The 16,011-nt window shown below is 74.0% G+C and carries 18 protein-coding genes; 13 read left to right on the forward strand and 5 right to left on the reverse strand.

From position 1 onward, the window contains the following. Window positions 1-45 precede the first annotated feature (45 nt). On the forward strand, window positions 46-1,206 hold the full coding sequence (locus IE108_RS09405) for an FAD-dependent oxidoreductase (protein WP_064731295.1): 1,161 nt from the start codon (window positions 46-48) through the stop codon (window positions 1,204-1,206). Window positions 1,207-1,249: 43 nt separating this feature from the next. After that, window positions 1,250-2,083, forward strand: coding sequence for a lysozyme (locus IE108_RS09410; RefSeq protein WP_064732095.1), 834 nt, complete (start codon window positions 1,250-1,252; stop codon window positions 2,081-2,083). Window positions 2,084-2,113: 30 nt separating this feature from the next. On the opposite strand, the gene IE108_RS09415 is transcribed toward IE108_RS09410, so the two are convergent. Continuing rightward, complete coding sequence (locus tag IE108_RS09415) at window positions 2,114-2,836, reverse strand: FAD binding domain-containing protein (protein ID WP_064731294.1); 723 nt, start codon at window positions 2,834-2,836, stop codon at window positions 2,114-2,116. A gap of 164 nt (window positions 2,837-3,000) precedes the next feature. Continuing rightward, the gene (locus IE108_RS09420) at window positions 3,001-3,726 is read right to left on the reverse strand and encodes a class I SAM-dependent methyltransferase (RefSeq protein WP_064731293.1); all 726 of its coding nucleotides are present in this window, start codon (window positions 3,724-3,726) and stop codon (window positions 3,001-3,003) included. Window positions 3,727-3,983: 257 nt separating this feature from the next. On the opposite strand from IE108_RS09420, the gene IE108_RS09425 reads away from it, so the two are divergent. The 3 genes from IE108_RS09425 (at window position 3,984) to IE108_RS09435 (ending at window position 5,579) form a co-directional block, all read left to right on the forward strand. Further along, window positions 3,984-4,199, forward strand: a complete 216-nt coding sequence (locus tag IE108_RS09425; RefSeq protein WP_064731292.1) for a hypothetical protein — start codon at window positions 3,984-3,986, stop codon at window positions 4,197-4,199. 85 nt (window positions 4,200-4,284) lie between these two features. Continuing rightward, entirely contained in the window at window positions 4,285-4,890 is a 606-nt protein-coding gene (locus IE108_RS09430) for a flavodoxin family protein (RefSeq protein WP_064731291.1), read from the forward strand. A 125-nt stretch (window positions 4,891-5,015) separates the two neighbouring features. Then, window positions 5,016-5,579, forward strand: coding sequence for a Dps family protein (locus IE108_RS09435; protein ID WP_064731290.1), 564 nt, complete (start codon window positions 5,016-5,018; stop codon window positions 5,577-5,579). A gap of 70 nt (window positions 5,580-5,649) precedes the next feature. Here IE108_RS09435 and IE108_RS09440 read toward each other — a convergent pair whose 3' ends face one another. After that, on the reverse strand, window positions 5,650-6,006 hold the full coding sequence (locus IE108_RS09440) for a PRC-barrel domain-containing protein (RefSeq protein WP_064731289.1): 357 nt from the start codon (window positions 6,004-6,006) through the stop codon (window positions 5,650-5,652). 218 nt (window positions 6,007-6,224) lie between these two features. Between IE108_RS09440 and IE108_RS09445 the strand changes: the two genes are divergently transcribed. Further along, window positions 6,225-7,070, forward strand: a complete 846-nt coding sequence (locus tag IE108_RS09445) for an RNA polymerase sigma factor SigF (protein ID WP_064731288.1) — start codon at window positions 6,225-6,227, stop codon at window positions 7,068-7,070. Between the two features lie 47 nt (window positions 7,071-7,117). On the opposite strand, the gene ku is transcribed toward IE108_RS09445, so the two are convergent. Next, on the reverse strand, window positions 7,118-8,146 hold the full coding sequence (gene ku, locus IE108_RS09450; protein ID WP_064731287.1) for a non-homologous end joining protein Ku: 1,029 nt from the start codon (window positions 8,144-8,146) through the stop codon (window positions 7,118-7,120). A 247-nt stretch (window positions 8,147-8,393) separates the two neighbouring features. Between ku and IE108_RS09455 the strand changes: the two genes are divergently transcribed. Together IE108_RS09455 and IE108_RS09460 are read left to right on the forward strand one after the other, a co-directional pair. After that, window positions 8,394-9,515 carry a lipid II:glycine glycyltransferase FemX gene (locus IE108_RS09455; RefSeq protein WP_064731286.1) on the forward strand — a complete coding sequence of 374 codons (1,122 nt, stop codon included), beginning with the start codon at window positions 8,394-8,396 and terminating at the stop codon, window positions 9,513-9,515. Between the two features lie 21 nt (window positions 9,516-9,536). Then, window positions 9,537-10,235, forward strand: coding sequence for a type 1 glutamine amidotransferase (locus IE108_RS09460; RefSeq protein ID WP_064731285.1), 699 nt, complete (start codon window positions 9,537-9,539; stop codon window positions 10,233-10,235). A 3-nt stretch (window positions 10,236-10,238) separates the two neighbouring features. On the opposite strand, the gene IE108_RS09465 is transcribed toward IE108_RS09460, so the two are convergent. Continuing rightward, the gene (locus IE108_RS09465; RefSeq protein WP_064731284.1) at window positions 10,239-11,414 is read right to left on the reverse strand and encodes a GDSL-type esterase/lipase family protein; all 1,176 of its coding nucleotides are present in this window, start codon (window positions 11,412-11,414) and stop codon (window positions 10,239-10,241) included. 264 nt (window positions 11,415-11,678) lie between these two features. Here IE108_RS09465 and IE108_RS09470 point away from each other — a divergent pair, with 264 nt between their 5' ends. The 5 genes from IE108_RS09470 to IE108_RS09490 all read left to right on the forward strand — a co-directional run bounded on the left by IE108_RS09470 (window position 11,679) and on the right by IE108_RS09490 (window position 15,984). Beyond that, on the forward strand, window positions 11,679-12,698 hold the full coding sequence (locus IE108_RS09470; RefSeq protein WP_079163770.1) for a GlxA family transcriptional regulator: 1,020 nt from the start codon (window positions 11,679-11,681) through the stop codon (window positions 12,696-12,698). A 58-nt stretch (window positions 12,699-12,756) separates the two neighbouring features. Beyond that, complete coding sequence (locus tag IE108_RS09475; RefSeq protein ID WP_064731283.1) at window positions 12,757-13,692, forward strand: hypothetical protein; 936 nt, start codon at window positions 12,757-12,759, stop codon at window positions 13,690-13,692. Between the two features lie 90 nt (window positions 13,693-13,782). Continuing rightward, a complete protein-coding gene (locus IE108_RS09480) occupies window positions 13,783-14,073 on the forward strand; it encodes an SCO0607 family lipoprotein (protein WP_372462824.1) in 291 nt (96 codons plus the stop codon). A gap of 188 nt (window positions 14,074-14,261) precedes the next feature. Continuing rightward, window positions 14,262-15,056 (forward strand): BlaI/MecI/CopY family transcriptional regulator, encoded by a 795-nt coding sequence (locus IE108_RS09485; RefSeq protein WP_064731282.1) that lies wholly within the window; start codon window positions 14,262-14,264, stop codon window positions 15,054-15,056. 64 nt (window positions 15,057-15,120) lie between these two features. After that, window positions 15,121-15,984, forward strand: a complete 864-nt coding sequence (locus IE108_RS09490; protein WP_064731281.1) for a DMT family transporter — start codon at window positions 15,121-15,123, stop codon at window positions 15,982-15,984. Window positions 15,985-16,011 lie beyond the last annotated feature (27 nt).

The raw sequence follows: 16,011 nt of genomic DNA on the forward strand, positions 1-16,011 counted from the left end.
CGTGGTGAGGCAAGGACGGAGCACCGCGTGAGGAGGCGGATCGCCATGAAGGAACACCAGCCGGTCGCGATCATCGGCGCGGGCCTCGGGGGACTGACCCTGGCCCGCGTGCTGCACACCCACGGCATCCCCGCCGTGGTCCACGAGGCCGAGGGGGCGCGCGGGATCCGCGCCCAGGGCGGCATGCTCGACATCCACGAGGAGAGCGGTCAGGCCGCCCTGCGCGCCGCCGGCCTCCTCGACGGGTTCCGCGCGCTCGTCCATCCGGGCGGCGAGGCCGTCCGGGTCCTCGACCGGCACGGCAGGGTGCACTGGGAGGAGGCCGACGACGGCACCGGCGGCCGGCCCGAGGTGGACCGGGGCCGGCTGCGCGACCTGCTGCTCGACTCGCTCCCCGAGGGCACGGTCCGCTGGGGGCACAAGGTCGCCGGCGCCCGCCCGCTCGGCGACGGACGCCACGAGGTGACGCTCGCCGACGGATCCGCCTTCACCACCGGCCTGCTGGTCGGGGCCGACGGCGCCTGGTCGCGGGTCCGTCCGCTGCTCTCCCCCGCGCTCCCCGCCTACGCGGGCGTCTCCTTCGTCGAGGCGGACCTGTACGACGCGGACGTCCGGCACCCCGCGAGCGCCGCCGTGGTGGGGGGCGGCATGCTGTTCGCGCTGGGCGGTGGCCGGGGTTTCCTCGCCCACCGCGAGACCGACGGCAGCCTGCACGTGTACGCCGCCGCCCGGATCGCGGAGGACTGGCTCGACTCCGTCGACTTCTCCGACGCCGGGGCGGCCGCGGCGGCGGTGCTGCGCCGGTTCGACGGCTGGGACGAGAGCCTCACCGCCCTCGTCGCCGACGCCGACGGCCCGTTGGTCCCCCGCAAGCTGCACGCGCTTCCGGCGGACCACCGCTGGGAGCGCGTTCCGGGGGTGACGCTGCTCGGCGACGCCGCGCACCTGATGTCGCCGTTCGCCGGCGAGGGCGCCAACCTCGCCATGCTCGACGGCGCCGAACTGGGCGGCGCGCTCGCGGCGCACGGGGATGACACCGAGAAGGCCCTGGCCGCCTACGAACAGGACCTGTTCCCGCGCAGCGGCGCGAAGGCCGCCGAGTCCGCGGCGAGCCTGGAACTCCTCCTCGGCTCCGGGGACCCGGTCGGCCAACTGATCGCGCTGTGGTCCGGGCCGGGCGAACGGGCCGGGACACCGTCTGGGTGACTGTGGGATGCGGTGGGGCGCGACAGCGGATCGTATGGGTGCCATGCGCAGACCCATAGCCGTGGCCTCGGGCCACACACGCCTGCTCACGGCAGGCGTGCTCCTCGCCTCCCAGTCACTCCTGCTGACCCTGTCGGCGGTCCCCGCGACCGCCGGCGACTCCACGACGCCCGTGCGCGGTTCGGCCTACATGGGCCGGGGCGTCCTCGCCCACGAGGGTGTCCAGGGCCGGCCCGTCGAAACCCGCGCCTCCCAGACCGAGGGCGTGGACGTCTCCAGCCACCAGGGCAACGTCGCCTGGTCGACCCTGTGGAAGAGCGGGGTCAAGTGGGCCTATGTGAAGGCCACCGAGGGAACCTCCTACCGCAACCCGTACTTCGCCCAGCAGTACGGCGGCTCCTACGACACCGGAATGATCCGCGGCGCGTACCACTTCGCGACCCCGGACACCTCCGGCGGCGCGGCCCAGGCGGACTACTTCGTCAGCCACGGCGGCGCCTGGTCGAAGGACGGCAAGACGCTGCCCGGCGTCCTCGACATCGAGTACAACCCGTACGGGGCCACCTGCTACGGGAAGACGAAGACCCAGATGGTCACCTGGATCCGGAACTTCCTGGACCGGTACCAGGCGCGCACCGGCCGCGAGGCCGCGGTGTACACCTCCACCAACTGGTGGACGCAGTGCACCGGCAACTACAGCGGTTTCGGCGCCAGCAACCCGCTGTGGGTCGCCCGTTACGCCTCCAGCGTGGGCACGCTGCCGGCCGGCTGGGGCTTCCACACCATGTGGCAGTACACGTCGACCGGCAAGACCGTCGGGGACCACAACAAGTTCAACGGGTCGCTGGACCGCGTCAAGGCCCTGGCCAAGGGCTGACAACGGGCCTTCGGGGCGCCGGCCGCGGTGTCAGCGGCCGGCGAGGGGGTCCAGGATGCCGGCGACCTGCTCGCGCATCACGTCCCGGGCTCCGGACGGGAGTCCGCCGAGATCCGTACCCTCCAGGGCGCCGACGGCCTCGTCGGCGCCCGCTTCGCACGGGGCCGACCCGCCGACCACCTCGTAGCCGTCCCGGACGGCGACCCGGAGCAGCGGCCGGCCCTCGCCGTCGGCGTGCACGGCGGTGGCGACGACCAGCGGAGGCGGTCCACCCGCCGCCGCGGGCTCCTTGCGGTAGCCGGAGGCGATCGGGGTGCGCCAGCGCAGACCGAGCAGCAGGTGGCGCTTGGCGATCACCTCGGCCAGGTCGGTCTCGTAGGCGCGGTCGGGGCCCAGCACCGTGGCGCGGGCGTCCAGCACCAGGGCCGCGGGCAGCAGGCAACGCAGGGTGCTGCCCACCAGGTTGCCGCCGACGGTCGCCGTCCGGCGCACCGCTCCGGTGCCCACCGAGCCCGCCGCGCGCCGCAGCACCTCGGGTACCCGCTCGTCTATGCGGTGCAGCAGGACGGCCGCGCCCAGCGCCTCGGGTTCGAGTGCGGTCGCCTCCGGCAGTTCACGCAGGGACATGGCCAGTTCGGGGAAGCCGTCGCGTTGCCAGGCGGCCCACACGAGAGTGGCCCCGCCGACGGGCACCGCTCCCTCCGCCAGGCACTCCTGTGCCTCGGACACGGACGTGGGCAGACGCAACAGCATGCTGATCGACCTGCTTTCCCGGCAGTAGGCGGTCGCGCGGCGAGGCGTCTCCGCCGTGTGATCACGGCCACTGCGATTGTCCGTTCGGCCGAGGGGGCGCGTACAGGGCTCACTCAATTCCGATGTGCGCCCTCCGCGCGCCGGTGCACCACCTCCGGCGCGCGCTACGGGCGCCGGGCGACGAACACGAGTTCGCGGCCCTCGCGGTCGGGAGCGCCGCGCACCTCGCGGAGTTCGAACCCCTCGCCGGCCAGGTCGGCCTCCACCTCCGCCCGCTGCCGGAAGCGCAGGGTCGAGTCGGAGGTCAGCTCCTCGCCATCCGCGGCGAAGACGTATGTCCACCGGAAGGTGACCAGCGGCCCGCTCACGTCCAGCACCCGGCACCAGCTCTCCACGGCGCCGCTGCCCGGGACCTCCACGACCCGGTGCGTGTGCTCCCGGTCCCACTGCTCCCAGGCGCGCCGGGCCGGGTCCCGGGTCTCGAACACCAGGTGCCCGCCGGGCCGCAGGGCCCGGTGGGCGCCCCGGAGGGTGGCACGCCACGCCAGCGGACCGGTGATGGCCTGGGCGACGTTCGCCGTCATGGTCGCGAGGTCCGCGCCCAGCGGGGGCAGCGCGGCCGCGTCGCCCTCGATCCAGCGCACCCGCGCGGCCCCCGGCTTGGCGCGGGCGACGTCGAGGGAGGCCGCGGCCGGGTCCACGCCCACCACGTCCAGGCCGCGGCCCGCCAGCAGCAGCGCGAACACGCCGGTGCCGCAGCCGATGTCCAGGACGGTGCGGGCGCCGAACTCGGCGGCCATGCCGAGGTAGGCGTCGAGGTCGCCGCGGTCCGCGTCGAGCGCGTCGTAGACGGCGGCGAGCCGGGGATGCCGGAAGCACTCGTCAGCCATACGGGCGACGATAGCGCCCACCCGCGCGCGTGCGGTCGGACGCGGGCCCCGCCGGGTTCCCGGCGGAGGCGGCCCGGCGGGAGCGGCGGAAGCGGACGCGGGGAGCACCGGCGCACCGGCCGCCGCCCGGCGTGCCCCCGCGCCGGGCCCGCGGGCGCGTCCCGGGGGCGCGCTCCGGGTATCTCCCAGGCAGTCCACCCGGACCGCCGCCCCGGACACCCGGGCGGCCGACCGTCCCTCACGGAAGGCGCACCGACATGACCGAGCCTCACGGCCTGGAGCCCGTGGCCACGTTCTGCGGGAACTGCGACTGCGGCTGCCCCCAGCTGTTCGTCGACCCCCAGGCGCCGGCGGAGCGGCGGGTCGTCCTGACCGACGACTTCGGCCAGCGCGTGCAGATGAGCGCCGACCAGTTCTCGTCGCTGATCGACGACGCCAAGCAGGGCAGGCTGGACGGCGTCGCCCTGGCCTGAGCGGTCCCGGGGGCCGCAGGCCGTCCGGGTGAACGAACGCGCGCTTCCCCGGTCGGCGCGCGCCGATCGGGGAACAGGGACAGACATGCGCGCACTGGTGGTCAACTGCACCCTCAAGCCCTCCCCCGAGCCGTCCAACACCGAGGCCCTCGCCTCCACCGTCATCGCCGCCCTGAAGGGCCACGGTGTCGAGGTGGACGTCGTCCGGGCCGTCGACCTGAACCTGAAACCGGGCGTCGAGACCGACATGGGCGACGGCGACGAATGGCCAGGGGTGCACGAGAAGCTCCTGGCCTCGCAGATCCTGATCCTCGCCTCGCCCACCTGGGTCGGACACCCGTCCTCGGTCGCCCAGCGCGTCCTCGAACGGATGGGGGCCATGCTGAGCGAGACGGACGACGAGGGCCGCCCCGTCGCCTACAACCGCGTCGCCGGCGTCCTCGTGACCGGCAACGAGGACGGCGCCCACCACGTCATCGCCGAGCTGAGCGGCGGACTCGCGGACATCGGCTACACCATCCCCGGCCAGGCCTGGACCTACTGGCACCTCGGTCCCGGCCCCGGACCGGACTTCCTCGACGACGAGCGCGGCCACGACTGGGCCCTCTCCACCGGCCGCGCGATGGCCTCCAACCTCGTCCACGCGGCGCGTGCGCTCGGCGCGATGCCCGTCCCCGCCCCGCCGTCCTGACCTCGCCGGCGTCCGGCCGGGCCGCGAGGCCACCGACCTGGCGCGCGGATGTCTGAGGGTGTCGATACGGGGCATTCGTGCACGAGGCAATGACGTACGAAACGCATGAGGAGCTGAGGTCCGCCATGACGCACGACCTGACCCCGAAGTACACGGTCCCCGGCATCGAGCGGGAGGCCGCCGGACGACTGATCGGCGTGCTGCGGATGCGCCTGCACGCCCTCAACGATCTGCACCTGACCCTCAAGCACGTGCACTGGAACGTCGTCGGGCCGCACTTCATCGCCGTGCACGAGATGATCGACCCGCAGGTCGACCAGGTGCGCGAGATGGCCGACGACGTCGCGGAGCGCATCGCCGCGCTCGGCGGTGTGGCGCAGGGCACGCCGGGCGCCCTGGTGTCGGAGCGCAAGTGGGACGACTACTCCATCGGCCGGGCCGACGCCATCGCCCACCTGGCCGCACTCGACGTCGTGTACACCGGGGTCGTGGAGGACATGCGCGCCGCGGTCGAGGAGGCGGGCAAGATCGACACCGCCACCGAGGACCTGCTGATCGGCCAGCTCCGTGACCTGGAGCAGTTCCAGTGGTTCGTGCGGGCCCACCTGGAGAGCGCCGGAGGCACCCTGGCCACGGGGAACGCGACGTCCGAGACGGAGGCGGCCGCCCGGGGCGCCGAGGTCGGCTGAGGGACCGTGCCGTGACCGGCGGGGCGTGCCGGAGGCGCCGTGAACGGCGTCCGGCCGCCCCGCGGACGGTTCAGCGCCGGCCCAGCCGCCGTTCGCCGCGGCTGCCCGGCTCGTACGGCAGGCGGTAGTGCTCGAAGACCGCGCCCTCCTCGTCGGCCGCCAGCTCGCCGTCCGGATCGATCCCGGGGGCGTCCTTGACCAGGTTCTTGTCGTAGGTCACCTTCACGTAGCCGGGTCCGACGGTCGCCTTGTCCACCGGGACGAAGACGAGCCGCCGCCGGGTCGGCAGACCGACGGTGACCGTGGCGAACGCGGGCCGGTCGGTCAGGGTGTCGAAGTAGATGGACTCCAGGGACCCGATCTTCTTGCCGTCCAGGTCGACGACGTCCTGGCCACGCCAGTCACGAATGTTCTCGGCTTCGAACATGCCCACTCTCCCCTTACGAGTACTCGCTGACTGACTAGTTCCCCGCTTCGCGCGACTGTCGCGCCCTGTCCCCTCACCGGCGTAGACCGGCGCACCCCACGTCTCCTTCGTCACATCCTGAAAATCGGCAGGTGTGCGGTGTCTGACCCGGGGTAAGCGCTCATTCGTCGGCCTACAAGGCGCAGACGACGGGGGCCGATCGACAGGGAGGGCACATCATGGCGACGACGACCGCACGGGCGACCGCACACAGCACGACGGAGATGCCGGAGATCACGGACCCGTCCAAGGTGGCGCCCAAGGACGCGCGGGAGTTGTCGAAGCTGTTCTTCGAGCAGCTGGCGGTGCTGGAGGAGGGCACGCCCGAATACCAGTACGCGCGCAACACCCTGATCGAGATGAACATGTCCCTCGTCCGCTTCGCGGCCGGCCGGTTCCGCAGCCGCGGGCCGGAGGAGATGGAGGACATCGTCCAGGTCGGCATGATCGGCCTGATCAAGGCCATCGACCGGTTCGAGCTGACCCGCGAGGTCGAGTTCACCTCGTTCGCCGTGCCGTACATCGTCGGCGAGATCAAGCGTTTCTTCCGGGACACCTCGTGGGCGGTGCACGTCCCGCGGCGCCTCCAGGAGGCCCGCGTCCAGCTGGCCCGCGCCACCGAGGAGCTGCGCAGCCGCCTGGGCCGCAACCCCACGACGCAGGAGCTGTCCGAGCTGATGAGCCTGCCGGAGGACGAGGTCGTCGAGGCCCGTCTCGCGGCCAACGGCTACAACTCGGCCTCCCTGGACGCGGCCATCAACGGCAGCGAGGACGGCGAGTCGGCGCTCGCGGACTTCATCGGCACCGACGACGCCGCGCTGGCCCTGGTGGACGACTTCCACGCGCTCGCCCCGATGATCGCCCAGCTGGACGAGCGGGACCGGCAGATCATCCACTGGCGCTTCGTCGAGGAGCTGACCCAGAAGGACATCGGCGAGCGGCTCGGCGTCTCGCAGATGCACGTCTCCCGGCTGATCTCGCGTCTCCTCGGCCGTCTGCGGGAGGGCATGCTCAGCACCAGCTGAGCACCCGGACACCTGATCCACGGGCGCCGCCCGGGCCGGACTCCGGCTCAGGCGGCGCTCTTCTTCTTCCCCCGGCCGCCGGTGCCGGCGAGCGCGTCCACGAGCTGGGCGCGGCTCATCCTCGACCGGCCGGCGATGTCCCGCTCGGTGGCCCGCTGGTACAGCTCGGCCTTGCTCAGCTCGCGCAGCTCGGCCCGGTCGGGGCGCGCACCGCCGGAGGGGGCGGTGGCCTTCTTCCGTTTCCGCGGCTCGGCCCCGCGCTTTTGCCGCTCGGCCGACGACCGCTTGCCGCCGGCGCCCCGTGCCTGCTCCAGGCTGCCGCGCAGCACGTCCATGAGGTCGACGACGTCGGTGGCGCGCGGGGCCTCCTCGGCCACGGCGATCTCCTCGCCCTCGGCCTTCGCCCGGACCAGCTCGCGGACCTTCTCCTGGTACGTGTCGTGGTAGCGGGACGGGTCCCAGGAGCCGCTGAGGGCGTCGACCAGGCGCAGCGCCATGTCCAGTTCCTTGCCGCGGCCGACCCGGCCGGACGGCAGCTCGGGCAGTTCCTCGACGGGGTCGCGGACCTCGTCGGCCCAGTGCAGCGTCTGGAGCAGCAGCACCCGGTCGGCGGCGCGGAGCGCGGTGAGGTACTGCCGGTTGCGCATCACGAAGGTGGCGACGCCCGCCTTGCCGGTCTCGGCGAGGGCGGTGCGCAGCAGCTCGTACACCCGGACGTACTCCTCGCCGCGCGGGGCGAGGTAGTAGGTGCGGCCGAAGTAGACCGGCTCGATCCGGTCCAGGTCGACGAAGTCGGTGATCTCCAGGGTGCGGGAGCGGCCCGGCGCGATCTCGTCGAGTTCGCCGGGTTCCACGACGACGTACTCGCCGTCGCCCACCTCGAACCCCTTGACGATGTCCGCGGAGTCGACCTCCTCGCCCGTGCGCTGGTTGACCCTGCGGTTGCGGATCCGGTCCGAGGTGCCGCGCTGCATCTGGTGGAAGTGGACCGTGTGGTCCTCGGTCGCGGTGAAGAGGCCGACGGGCACGGAGACCAGCCCGAACGTGATCACTCCGGTCCAGATCGCCCGTGCCATGTCCGTCCGCTCCGTCCTGTCCCGCGCCTTCCCGGCTCTCCACGCTGGCACCGGGCCCGCGCCCCCGCGCGCCGGGCGGAGCACTCGGGTGGGGCGGCGCGCCCGGAGATGCCGGGGCGGCCCGAACAGCCCGGCAGACCGCGCGGATCGGGCGCCGGCGGGGTTCCCTGTGTGAGGGGACGGCGGCCCCGCGGACCGCGCCCGCCGCCTCCCCCACCCGACGACGTCGAACGAAGGGGCGCCGCCCATGAGCCCGCACGTGAAGGCGATCAGCCGCGAGGAACACCTGCGTTTCGTCGCGGCCCGGCCGTCCGTGAGCCATCTGCAGACCCCCGCGTGGGGGGACGTGAAGCCCGACTGGCGGGCCGAGAGCCTGGGCTGGTTCGACGAGGGCGGCACCCTCGTGGGCGCCGGGCTGGCGCTGCTGCGGCCGCTGCCGGTGCTGCGGCGATGTCTGGCCTACCTGCCCGAGGGGCCGGTCGTCGACTGGGACGCCGCGGACCTGGCGGGCCTCCTGGAGCCGATGCTGGCGCACCTGCGGTCGCGGGGTGCCTTCTCGGTGAAGATGGGCCCGCCGGTGGTGGCGCGGCGCTGGAGCGCCGACGCGGTCAAGGCGGCGATCGCCGACCCGTCGGCCCACCGGCTCGGGGACGTGGAGCCCACGGTGCGGGAGGCCGGTGCCGACGAGATCGCGGAGCGGCTGCGCCGGATGGGCTGGCGGCGCGCCGAGGCGGGCGCGGAGGACGGCTTCGCCGCGGGCCAGCCGCGCCACGTGTGCCAGGTGCCGCTCGCGGGGCGGTCGCTGGAGGATCTCCGCAGCGGCCTCAACCAGCAGTGGCGGCGCAACGTCAAGAAGGCGGAGAAGGCCGGTGTGAAGGTGGTCCTGGGCGACCAGGAGGACCTCGCCACCTTCTACGAGCTGTACGTGGAGACCGCCGAGCGCGACCGGTTCCGCCCCCGGCCCCTGGACTACTTCCGGCGCATGTGGACGGCGCTGACGGCCGAGGACCCGGACCGCATGCGCCTGTACCTCGCGCACCACGACGGGGAGGTGCTGGCCGCGGCGACGATGCTGACGGTCGGGGACCACGTCTGGTACTCCTACGGCGCGTCCACCGCCCGCCGCCGCGAGGTGCAGCCCAGCAGCGCCCTCCAGTGGCGCATGATGTGCGACGCCCACGAAGCGGGCGCCGCCGTCTACGACTTGCGCGGCATCACCGACACGCTGGACGAGGACGACCACCTGCTGGGACTGCTGCGGTTCAAGGTCGGGGCGGGCGGGCAGGCGGTCGAGTACCTCGGGGAGTGGGACTACCCGCTCAACAAGGTGCTGCACAAGGCTCTGGGGCTGTACATGTCGCGCAGGTGAGGCGCGGAAGGGTGGGGGGCGATGGCGCGGGTGCTGGTCGTGCAGAATCACGCCGGCGGCGGGCCGGGCCGCTTCGGTGAGTGGCTGGCCGCGGAGGGGCTGTCGCTGGACGTGGTGCACGCCTACGCGGGCGCGCCGCTCCCCCGGCGGGCCGGCCACCAGGGCGTGGTGGTGCTCGGCGGCGGCTTCCTGCCCGACGACGACGAGCGCGCACCCTGGCTCGCACCGACCCGGGCGCTGGTCGCGGAGGCGGTGGAGCGCGGTGCCGCCGTGTTCGGGATCTGTCTGGGCGGGCAGTTGCTGGCGCGGGTCGCCGGCGGGACCGTACGGGGCGACCACGGCGAACCGGAGTACGGCAGCACCCCGCTGAGCCTGCGGGCCGAGGCCGGGGACGATCCGCTCTTCCGGCGGCTGCCGTCACGGGTGACGGCGGTCGAGCACCACAAGGACGCCGTCACCGCCCTGCCGCCCGGCGCCGCCTGGCTGATGGAGAGCGAGCGGTGCCCCTACCAGGCGTTCCGGGTCGGCGGGCGGGCGTGGGGCGTCCAGTTCCACCCCGAGGCCGGGGCGGACCGGGTCCGCGGCTGGGACGCGGGCCGGGTGCGGGCGAGGGGGCTGGATCCGGAGGAGCTGGCCCGCCGGGCGGAGCGCGACGAGCCCGCCGCCCAGGCGGTGTGGCACGAGGTCGCCCGGCGCTTCGCGGCGGTCGTGGCGAGCTGAGGGTCAGCCGCCGAAGGCCCCCCGGGCGGCGAAGGCCAGCCCGGCGAAGCGTTCGCCGATGCGGCGGTGGGTGGCCGCGTCGGGGTGGAGGCCGTCGGGCAGCGGCAGCTCGGCGGTGTCGGCCTCGCCGTAGAGGTCGCGGCCGTCGAGGAGGTACAGGTTCGGGTCCTCGGCGGACCGCCGGGCGACGATCCCGGCCAGCTCCTCCCGGATGACGTTCAGGGTCAGTTTCCCGGCCGCCCGCTCCGCGGGATCGCCCGTGGCCACCCAGCGCATGCTCCCGTCGGCGAGGCCGGAGAAGTCGGGGGCGAGCGGGCCGGGCGTGTCCTCGTGGAGGGGGCACAGGATGGGTGAGACGACCAGCAGCGGCGCGGTGGGGTGACCGTCGCGGATGGTGTCGAGGAAGCCGTGCACCGCCGGGCCGAAGGCCCGCAGCCGCATGGCGTCCGCGTTGACGACGTTGATGCCGATCTTGACGCTGATCAGGTCGGCGGGGGTGTCGCGCATCGCGCGCGCGGTGAACGGGTCGAGCAGCGCGCTGCCCGCCAGTCCGAGGTTGACGAGTTCGACGCCGCCGAGCCGCGCGGCGTGCGCCGGCCAGGTGGAGGTGGGGCCCGCGGCGTCGGAGCCGTGGCTGATGGAGCTGCCGTGGTGGAGCCAGACCCGGCGGCCGTGGTCCGGGACGGGGTGCACGGGGGCGTCGGTGCGCAGGGCGACGAGTTCGGCGGTCTCGTTGTGCGGCAGCCAGACCTCGACGTCCTTGTCCCCCTCGGGGAGGCCGGCGAAGCGCAGGGTGCCGGCCGGGCCCTTCTCCACCTCGGTGGTGCCCGTGGTCATGTCGATGGTCAGGGTGTTGCCGCCGGTGACGGTTCCGCTGCCGGCCGGGCGGCCGTCGACGAGGAGTTCGTAGACGCCCTCAGGTCGCGGCGGGGCACCGACGTAGACGCGCTTGGTGGGGAGGGTGTCCAGTTCGAGGACGGTGGCTCGGGTGCGCAGGACCAGGCGTACTCCGGAGGGCTGGGACTCGGCCATGGCCAGCTGGGCGTCGGTGTTCTGGGCGCGGGCGGCGGCGGGCAGCCGGTGGGGCAGCAGGCCGTGCTCCGTGCGCTCCACGTCGAGGGCGCCCCGCAGGAGGTCCCCGGTGAGGGGGGTGGTGATCCAGTCGTCCGTGCTGTGCATGTCGCCTCCGGCGGTGGTGGTGCGTTTCGCTGCCTCACACTTTCCTTCGCCGATTATGCGCTTGCCTAATTCAATTAGGCAACGTGGCCTGCGTCGCATGCGAGCAGTCGCCGTCCGGGAGATCCGCCCGGTCGCGCGTGGCGATGGTGACATCCTTCAACGGGAAAACGCCAAGCTCACGGAGACGTCGCTGACCTGCGGTTCAATGGACGTCGAGGCGGCCGGGGCCACGGCCGCCGTCCCGTGAGGAGGTGTCTTCCGGCCATGCACACCGTCGCCGTCCTGGCGCTGGACCGGGTGATCCCGTTCGACCTGTCCACGCCGATCGAGGTCTTCACGCGGACCCGCCTGCCCGACGGCCGCCCCGGCTACCAGATCCGGGTGTGCGCCGAGCGGCCCGAGATCGACGCGGGCGCCTTCACGCTGCGCGCGCCGTGGGGCCTGGAGGGGCTGCGCGACGCCGACACGATCATCGTGCCCGGCACGGCCGCGGTCACCGACCCGCCCTCCGCCGCCGTGGTCGGCGCGCTGCGCCGGGCCGCGGCCGACGGCACCCGCATCGCGTCCATCTGCTCGGGCACGTTCCCGCTGGCCGCGACGGGTCTGCTCGACGGGCTGCGGGCCACCACCCACTGGATGGCGGCCGACCTCCTGGCCGCGGCACATCCCGCGGTCGAGGTGGACCCGGACGTCCTGTACGTCGACAACGGGCGGATCCTGACCTCGGCCGGGGCCGCCGCCGGACTCGACCTGTGCCTGCACATGATCCGGTGCGACTACGGCTCCGCGGTCGCCGCGGACGCCGCCCGCCTGTCGGTGATGCCGCTCGAACGCGAGGGCGGCCAGGCCCAGTTCGTCGTGCACGACCACACCCCCGTGCCTCGCGGCTCCGCCCTCGAACCCCTGCTCGACTGGCTGCGCGACAACCTGGCCCGCGACCTCACGCTCGCCGACATCGCGGGCCACGCCGGGATGAGCACCCGGACGCTGATCCGGCGCTTCCGCGAACAGACCGGCAGCACGCCGCTCCAATGGCTGCACCGGGCCCGGGTCCGGCAGGCGCAGCACCTGCTGGAGACCACCCAGCACTCCGTGGAACGCGTCGCGTCACAGGTCGGCTTCGGCTCGCCCACCGCCTTCCGCGACCGCTTCAAGCGCACCACCGGGGTCAGTCCCCACACCTACCGGCGCACCTTTGCCGGGCGGTCGCCCGATCCGGCCCGGGACCACCCGGCGCACCTGCCCGGCGCCGTTCCGGTCGCGGGGCGCGCGGGGCGGCCGTAGACAGGAGGTACCGGCGCGGGCCGCGGTCAGCCGTCCGCGGAAGAGGAGGCGCAGGGGCATGCGGCGCAGGAGCGGGAAGGGCGAGGGGACCGGGGATCCCGGCGGAGGATCCGTCGAGTCGGTCCTCGACGAGCTGTACGCGACTCCGCCGCCCGAGTTCACCGCCCGCCGCGAGGAGCGCGCCGCCGCGGCCAGGACCGCCGGCCGCAAGGAGGACGCGCGCCTGATCCACGCCGCCCGCAGGCCCACGCTCGCGGCCTGGGCGGCGAACCTGCTGGCCCGCTCGGAGCCCGAGGAGAGCCGCCGGTTCCTGGAACTGGGCCGTGAACTGCGGGAGGCGCACCGCTCCCTGGACCCGGCGGGGCTCAGGGAGCTGTCGGCGCAGCGGCGGCGCATCGTCACCGCGCTGTCCCGGCAGGCCGCCGGGCTCGCCGACGAGGCCGGGCACCGGCTCTCCCAGGGGGCGCTGCGGGAGGTCGAGGCGACCCTGCGGGCGGTGCTCGCCGATCCCGAGGCGGCCGAACGGTGGTCCGGCGCGCGCCTGGCGGTCTCGCTCACCCCGCCGTCGGAGTTCCCCTCGGACACCGCCCCGGCCGCACCCGCGAAACCCGGGCCGCCCGGCGAACCGGCACCGGCCCGAAGCCGCGCCAAGGACGAACTCGCCGACCGGCGCCGCAAGCGGCGGGAGGAACTCGCCGGCGCCGAACAGGAGGCGGAGCGGGCCGCGGAACGGCTGCGCGACAGCCGGGCGCGGCGGGAGGACGCCGAGGAACTGCTCCGGCGGACCGGCGAGGAGCACGACCGGGCCCGCGAGGAGGTGTCGGCGGCGGAGGAGCGGCTGCGGGTCGCACGCGAGGACCTGGACGGGACCGGCCGGCGGCTGAAGGAGGCCCAGGAGGAGGCCCGTACGGCCGGCGGAGCGGTGACCGGTGCCGAGCGCGAGGCCCGTACGGCCGCCCGCAGGGTGGACCGACTGGCCGCGCGGGGCAGGTAGTACGGACCCTCCGGTTGAGTATCCGTACTCATGATGTGCCTCTCCCCCGCGCGGCACGCTTGCGGCACCAGCCACCCGAAGGAGCCCATCGTGCGTACCGGCAAGCGAGTTCACCTGATCCTGGCCTGCGCGGCCGCGGCGGCGGTCATGACCGGCTGCTCCATCGAGGAGGCGACCTGCGGCGGCGGTGAGTACCCCGTGCTGAGTGTCGGCGGCACCGGGAGCGCCTGTGTGCCCAACGACCAGGAACCGCCCAAGGGTTACACCCGCTACCCCGAGGGCAAGGTGCCCGAGCACGTGGGCGACGAGTGGGACACCTACTGGCAGACGCACACCGTCGACGAGGACGGAAGGATCGTGGAAGTGCCCCAGGGCGGGTGAACCGCGGGACACACATGGTGCGAACACACGCACGAGATTGCGACGGCACATACCACGCGGACGGCCGTACGTGGTATACCGGCCCGGCAGCAAACAGGGGAACAACAGGCGTTGTTCGTCCGTACTATCTGTGTGTCCCGCCGTTCCTCAAAGGCCTTCACGGCCGCGAATCGAGGAGAGTCACCCTCATGTCCGAGAGCACGACGCAGTCCGCCACCCAACTGGCGTCGCAGTACAGCGTCCAGGTCACCGACGACCTGGAGCGCAACGTCAAGGAGCAGGAACGTGTCAGCGCGGAACTCACCGCCCTCCAGCAGCAGTTGGCCGCGCTCCAGCACGACCACGCCCTGCTGGTGAACGTGCAGCAGGCGCTCGGCATCACCGCGCCGGAGCACCCGGCCGCGGCCGCCACCGTGCCCGCGCCCCGCGAGAGCGCACCCACGGCACCCGCCGCGCCGGCCTCCCGCGGACGCTCGCGGGCCAGGAAGGCCGCCACCGCGCCCAAGCGTGCCGCCGCGCCGAAGCCCGCCGCCAAGCAGGCCGCCAAGTCGCCGGCGACGAAGGGCACCGCCAAGCCGGCCGCCAGGCCCGCCGCGAAGCAGACGGGCAAGCCGGCCACCAAGCAGGCCGGCAAGGCCACCACGAAGGCGGCCACCAAGCCCGCCGCCAAGCCCGCCGCCAAGAAGGCGCCCGCGCAGGCGGCCGCCCAGCCCACGCTGGTCGAACTGGTGCGGACCCACCTCGTCGAGGCGAACGAGCCGCGGTCCGCCGCCGAGGTCACCACCGCGCTGGGCAAGGCCCACGCCGAGCGCAACGTCAAGACCACGGTCGTGCGCACCACACTCGAAGGGCTGGTCGCCAAGAACCAGGCCCAGCGCTCGAAGCAGGGTTCCTCCGTCTACTACACCGCCACCGGCGCCGCCGAGGCGCAGGGCAAGCAGGAGACCGCGGACGCGGAGCCGGCCGCGCAGAGCGGCAGCTGAGCACACCCTCCCCCTGGGCGCGGTGCGGCGCGCGGCCGGGGGGAATCGGGGTGAGTATCGGTGGATGGGCTTCGTGCTGCCGGTGCTCTTCGCACTCCTCGCCGCGTTCAGCAACGCGCTGGCCACCGTGCTCCAGCGGCGTGCCGCGCTGACCGTGCCGCAGTCGCAGGGCTTCCGCCCGGGACTCGTCCTCGACCTGCTGCGGCGGCCCGTGTGGCTCGGCGGCATGCTGGCCGTGGTGGTGGCGGGTGTGGGGCAGGCGGTGGCACTGGCGACGGGGCCCCTGTCACTCGTCCAGCCCCTGTTCGTGCTGGAACTTCCCCTGGCCCTGCTGCTCGCCTCGCTGCTGACCGGGGGCCGGATGCCGCAGGTGATGTGGCTCGCCGTGGGCGCGGTGGTCGTCGGCCTCGGTGTCGCGCTGGCCGCGGCGGCCCCGGACCACGGGGCGCAGGAGGTGCCGCTCGACCGCTGGATTCCGGCGCTGGCGGCCTGTGCGGGGGCGGCCGTACTGCTCGCCTCGGCCGGGCTGCGGCGGCCCGTCGGCAAGGCACGCGCCGGATGCCTGGGCGCGGCCACCGCGGTGTGCTACGCGCTGACGGCCGGTCTGATGAAGGACTCCATGCGGGTCCTGGACTCCGACGGGGTGACCGGCTTCCTGACCACCTGGCAGACCTACGGCTTCGCCGCGGCCGGGGTGTGTGCCGTGCTGCTGCTGGAGCACGCGATGCAGGGCGGTCCGCTGGTCGCCTCCCAGCCCGCCCTCACCCTGGGGGACGCGACGGTGAGCCTGCTGCTCGGGGTGGTGCTGTACCGCGAGGACGTGCGCGGCGACTGGTGGGTCGTGCCGCAGCTGATCGGTGTGGGCCTGATCGTGACGGGCGTGCTCAGCCTCGCCCGGCGCGGCACCGACCTGCGCACCGCGCAGTGAGCGCCGGCCCGGCCGGGATGCCCGCGA

Source organism: Streptomyces parvulus, from assembly GCF_014648855.1.
In the GTDB taxonomy this organism is placed as follows: Bacteria; Actinomycetota; Actinomycetes; order Streptomycetales; family Streptomycetaceae; genus Streptomyces; species Streptomyces parvulus.

What these genes read in the sequence shown, in the direction of transcription:
- IE108_RS09405 (WP_064731295.1), top strand. Translation starts at nt 46, where the DNA reads ATGAAGGAACACCAGCCGGTCGCGATCATCGGCGCGGGCCTCGGGGGA.
- IE108_RS09410 (WP_064732095.1), top strand. Translation starts at nt 1,250, where the DNA reads ATGCGCAGACCCATAGCCGTGGCCTCGGGCCACACACGCCTGCTCACG.
- IE108_RS09415 (WP_064731294.1), bottom strand. Translation starts at nt 2,836, where the DNA reads ATGCTGTTGCGTCTGCCCACGTCCGTGTCCGAGGCACAGGAGTGCCTG.
- IE108_RS09420 (WP_064731293.1), bottom strand. Translation starts at nt 3,726, where the DNA reads ATGGCTGACGAGTGCTTCCGGCATCCCCGGCTCGCCGCCGTCTACGAC.
- IE108_RS09425 (WP_064731292.1), top strand. Translation starts at nt 3,984, where the DNA reads ATGACCGAGCCTCACGGCCTGGAGCCCGTGGCCACGTTCTGCGGGAAC.
- IE108_RS09430 (WP_064731291.1), top strand. Translation starts at nt 4,285, where the DNA reads ATGCGCGCACTGGTGGTCAACTGCACCCTCAAGCCCTCCCCCGAGCCG.
- IE108_RS09435 (WP_064731290.1), top strand. Translation starts at nt 5,016, where the DNA reads ATGACGCACGACCTGACCCCGAAGTACACGGTCCCCGGCATCGAGCGG.
- IE108_RS09440 (WP_064731289.1), bottom strand. Translation starts at nt 6,006, where the DNA reads ATGTTCGAAGCCGAGAACATTCGTGACTGGCGTGGCCAGGACGTCGTC.
- IE108_RS09445 (WP_064731288.1), top strand. Translation starts at nt 6,225, where the DNA reads ATGGCGACGACGACCGCACGGGCGACCGCACACAGCACGACGGAGATG.
- ku (WP_064731287.1), bottom strand. Translation starts at nt 8,146, where the DNA reads ATGGCACGGGCGATCTGGACCGGAGTGATCACGTTCGGGCTGGTCTCC.
- IE108_RS09455 (WP_064731286.1), top strand. Translation starts at nt 8,394, where the DNA reads ATGAGCCCGCACGTGAAGGCGATCAGCCGCGAGGAACACCTGCGTTTC.
- IE108_RS09460 (WP_064731285.1), top strand. Translation starts at nt 9,537, where the DNA reads ATGGCGCGGGTGCTGGTCGTGCAGAATCACGCCGGCGGCGGGCCGGGC.
- IE108_RS09465 (WP_064731284.1), bottom strand. Translation starts at nt 11,414, where the DNA reads ATGCACAGCACGGACGACTGGATCACCACCCCCCTCACCGGGGACCTC.
- IE108_RS09470 (WP_079163770.1), top strand. Translation starts at nt 11,679, where the DNA reads ATGCACACCGTCGCCGTCCTGGCGCTGGACCGGGTGATCCCGTTCGAC.
- IE108_RS09475 (WP_064731283.1), top strand. Translation starts at nt 12,757, where the DNA reads ATGCGGCGCAGGAGCGGGAAGGGCGAGGGGACCGGGGATCCCGGCGGA.
- IE108_RS09485 (WP_064731282.1), top strand. Translation starts at nt 14,262, where the DNA reads ATGTCCGAGAGCACGACGCAGTCCGCCACCCAACTGGCGTCGCAGTAC.
- IE108_RS09490 (WP_064731281.1), top strand. Translation starts at nt 15,121, where the DNA reads ATGGGCTTCGTGCTGCCGGTGCTCTTCGCACTCCTCGCCGCGTTCAGC.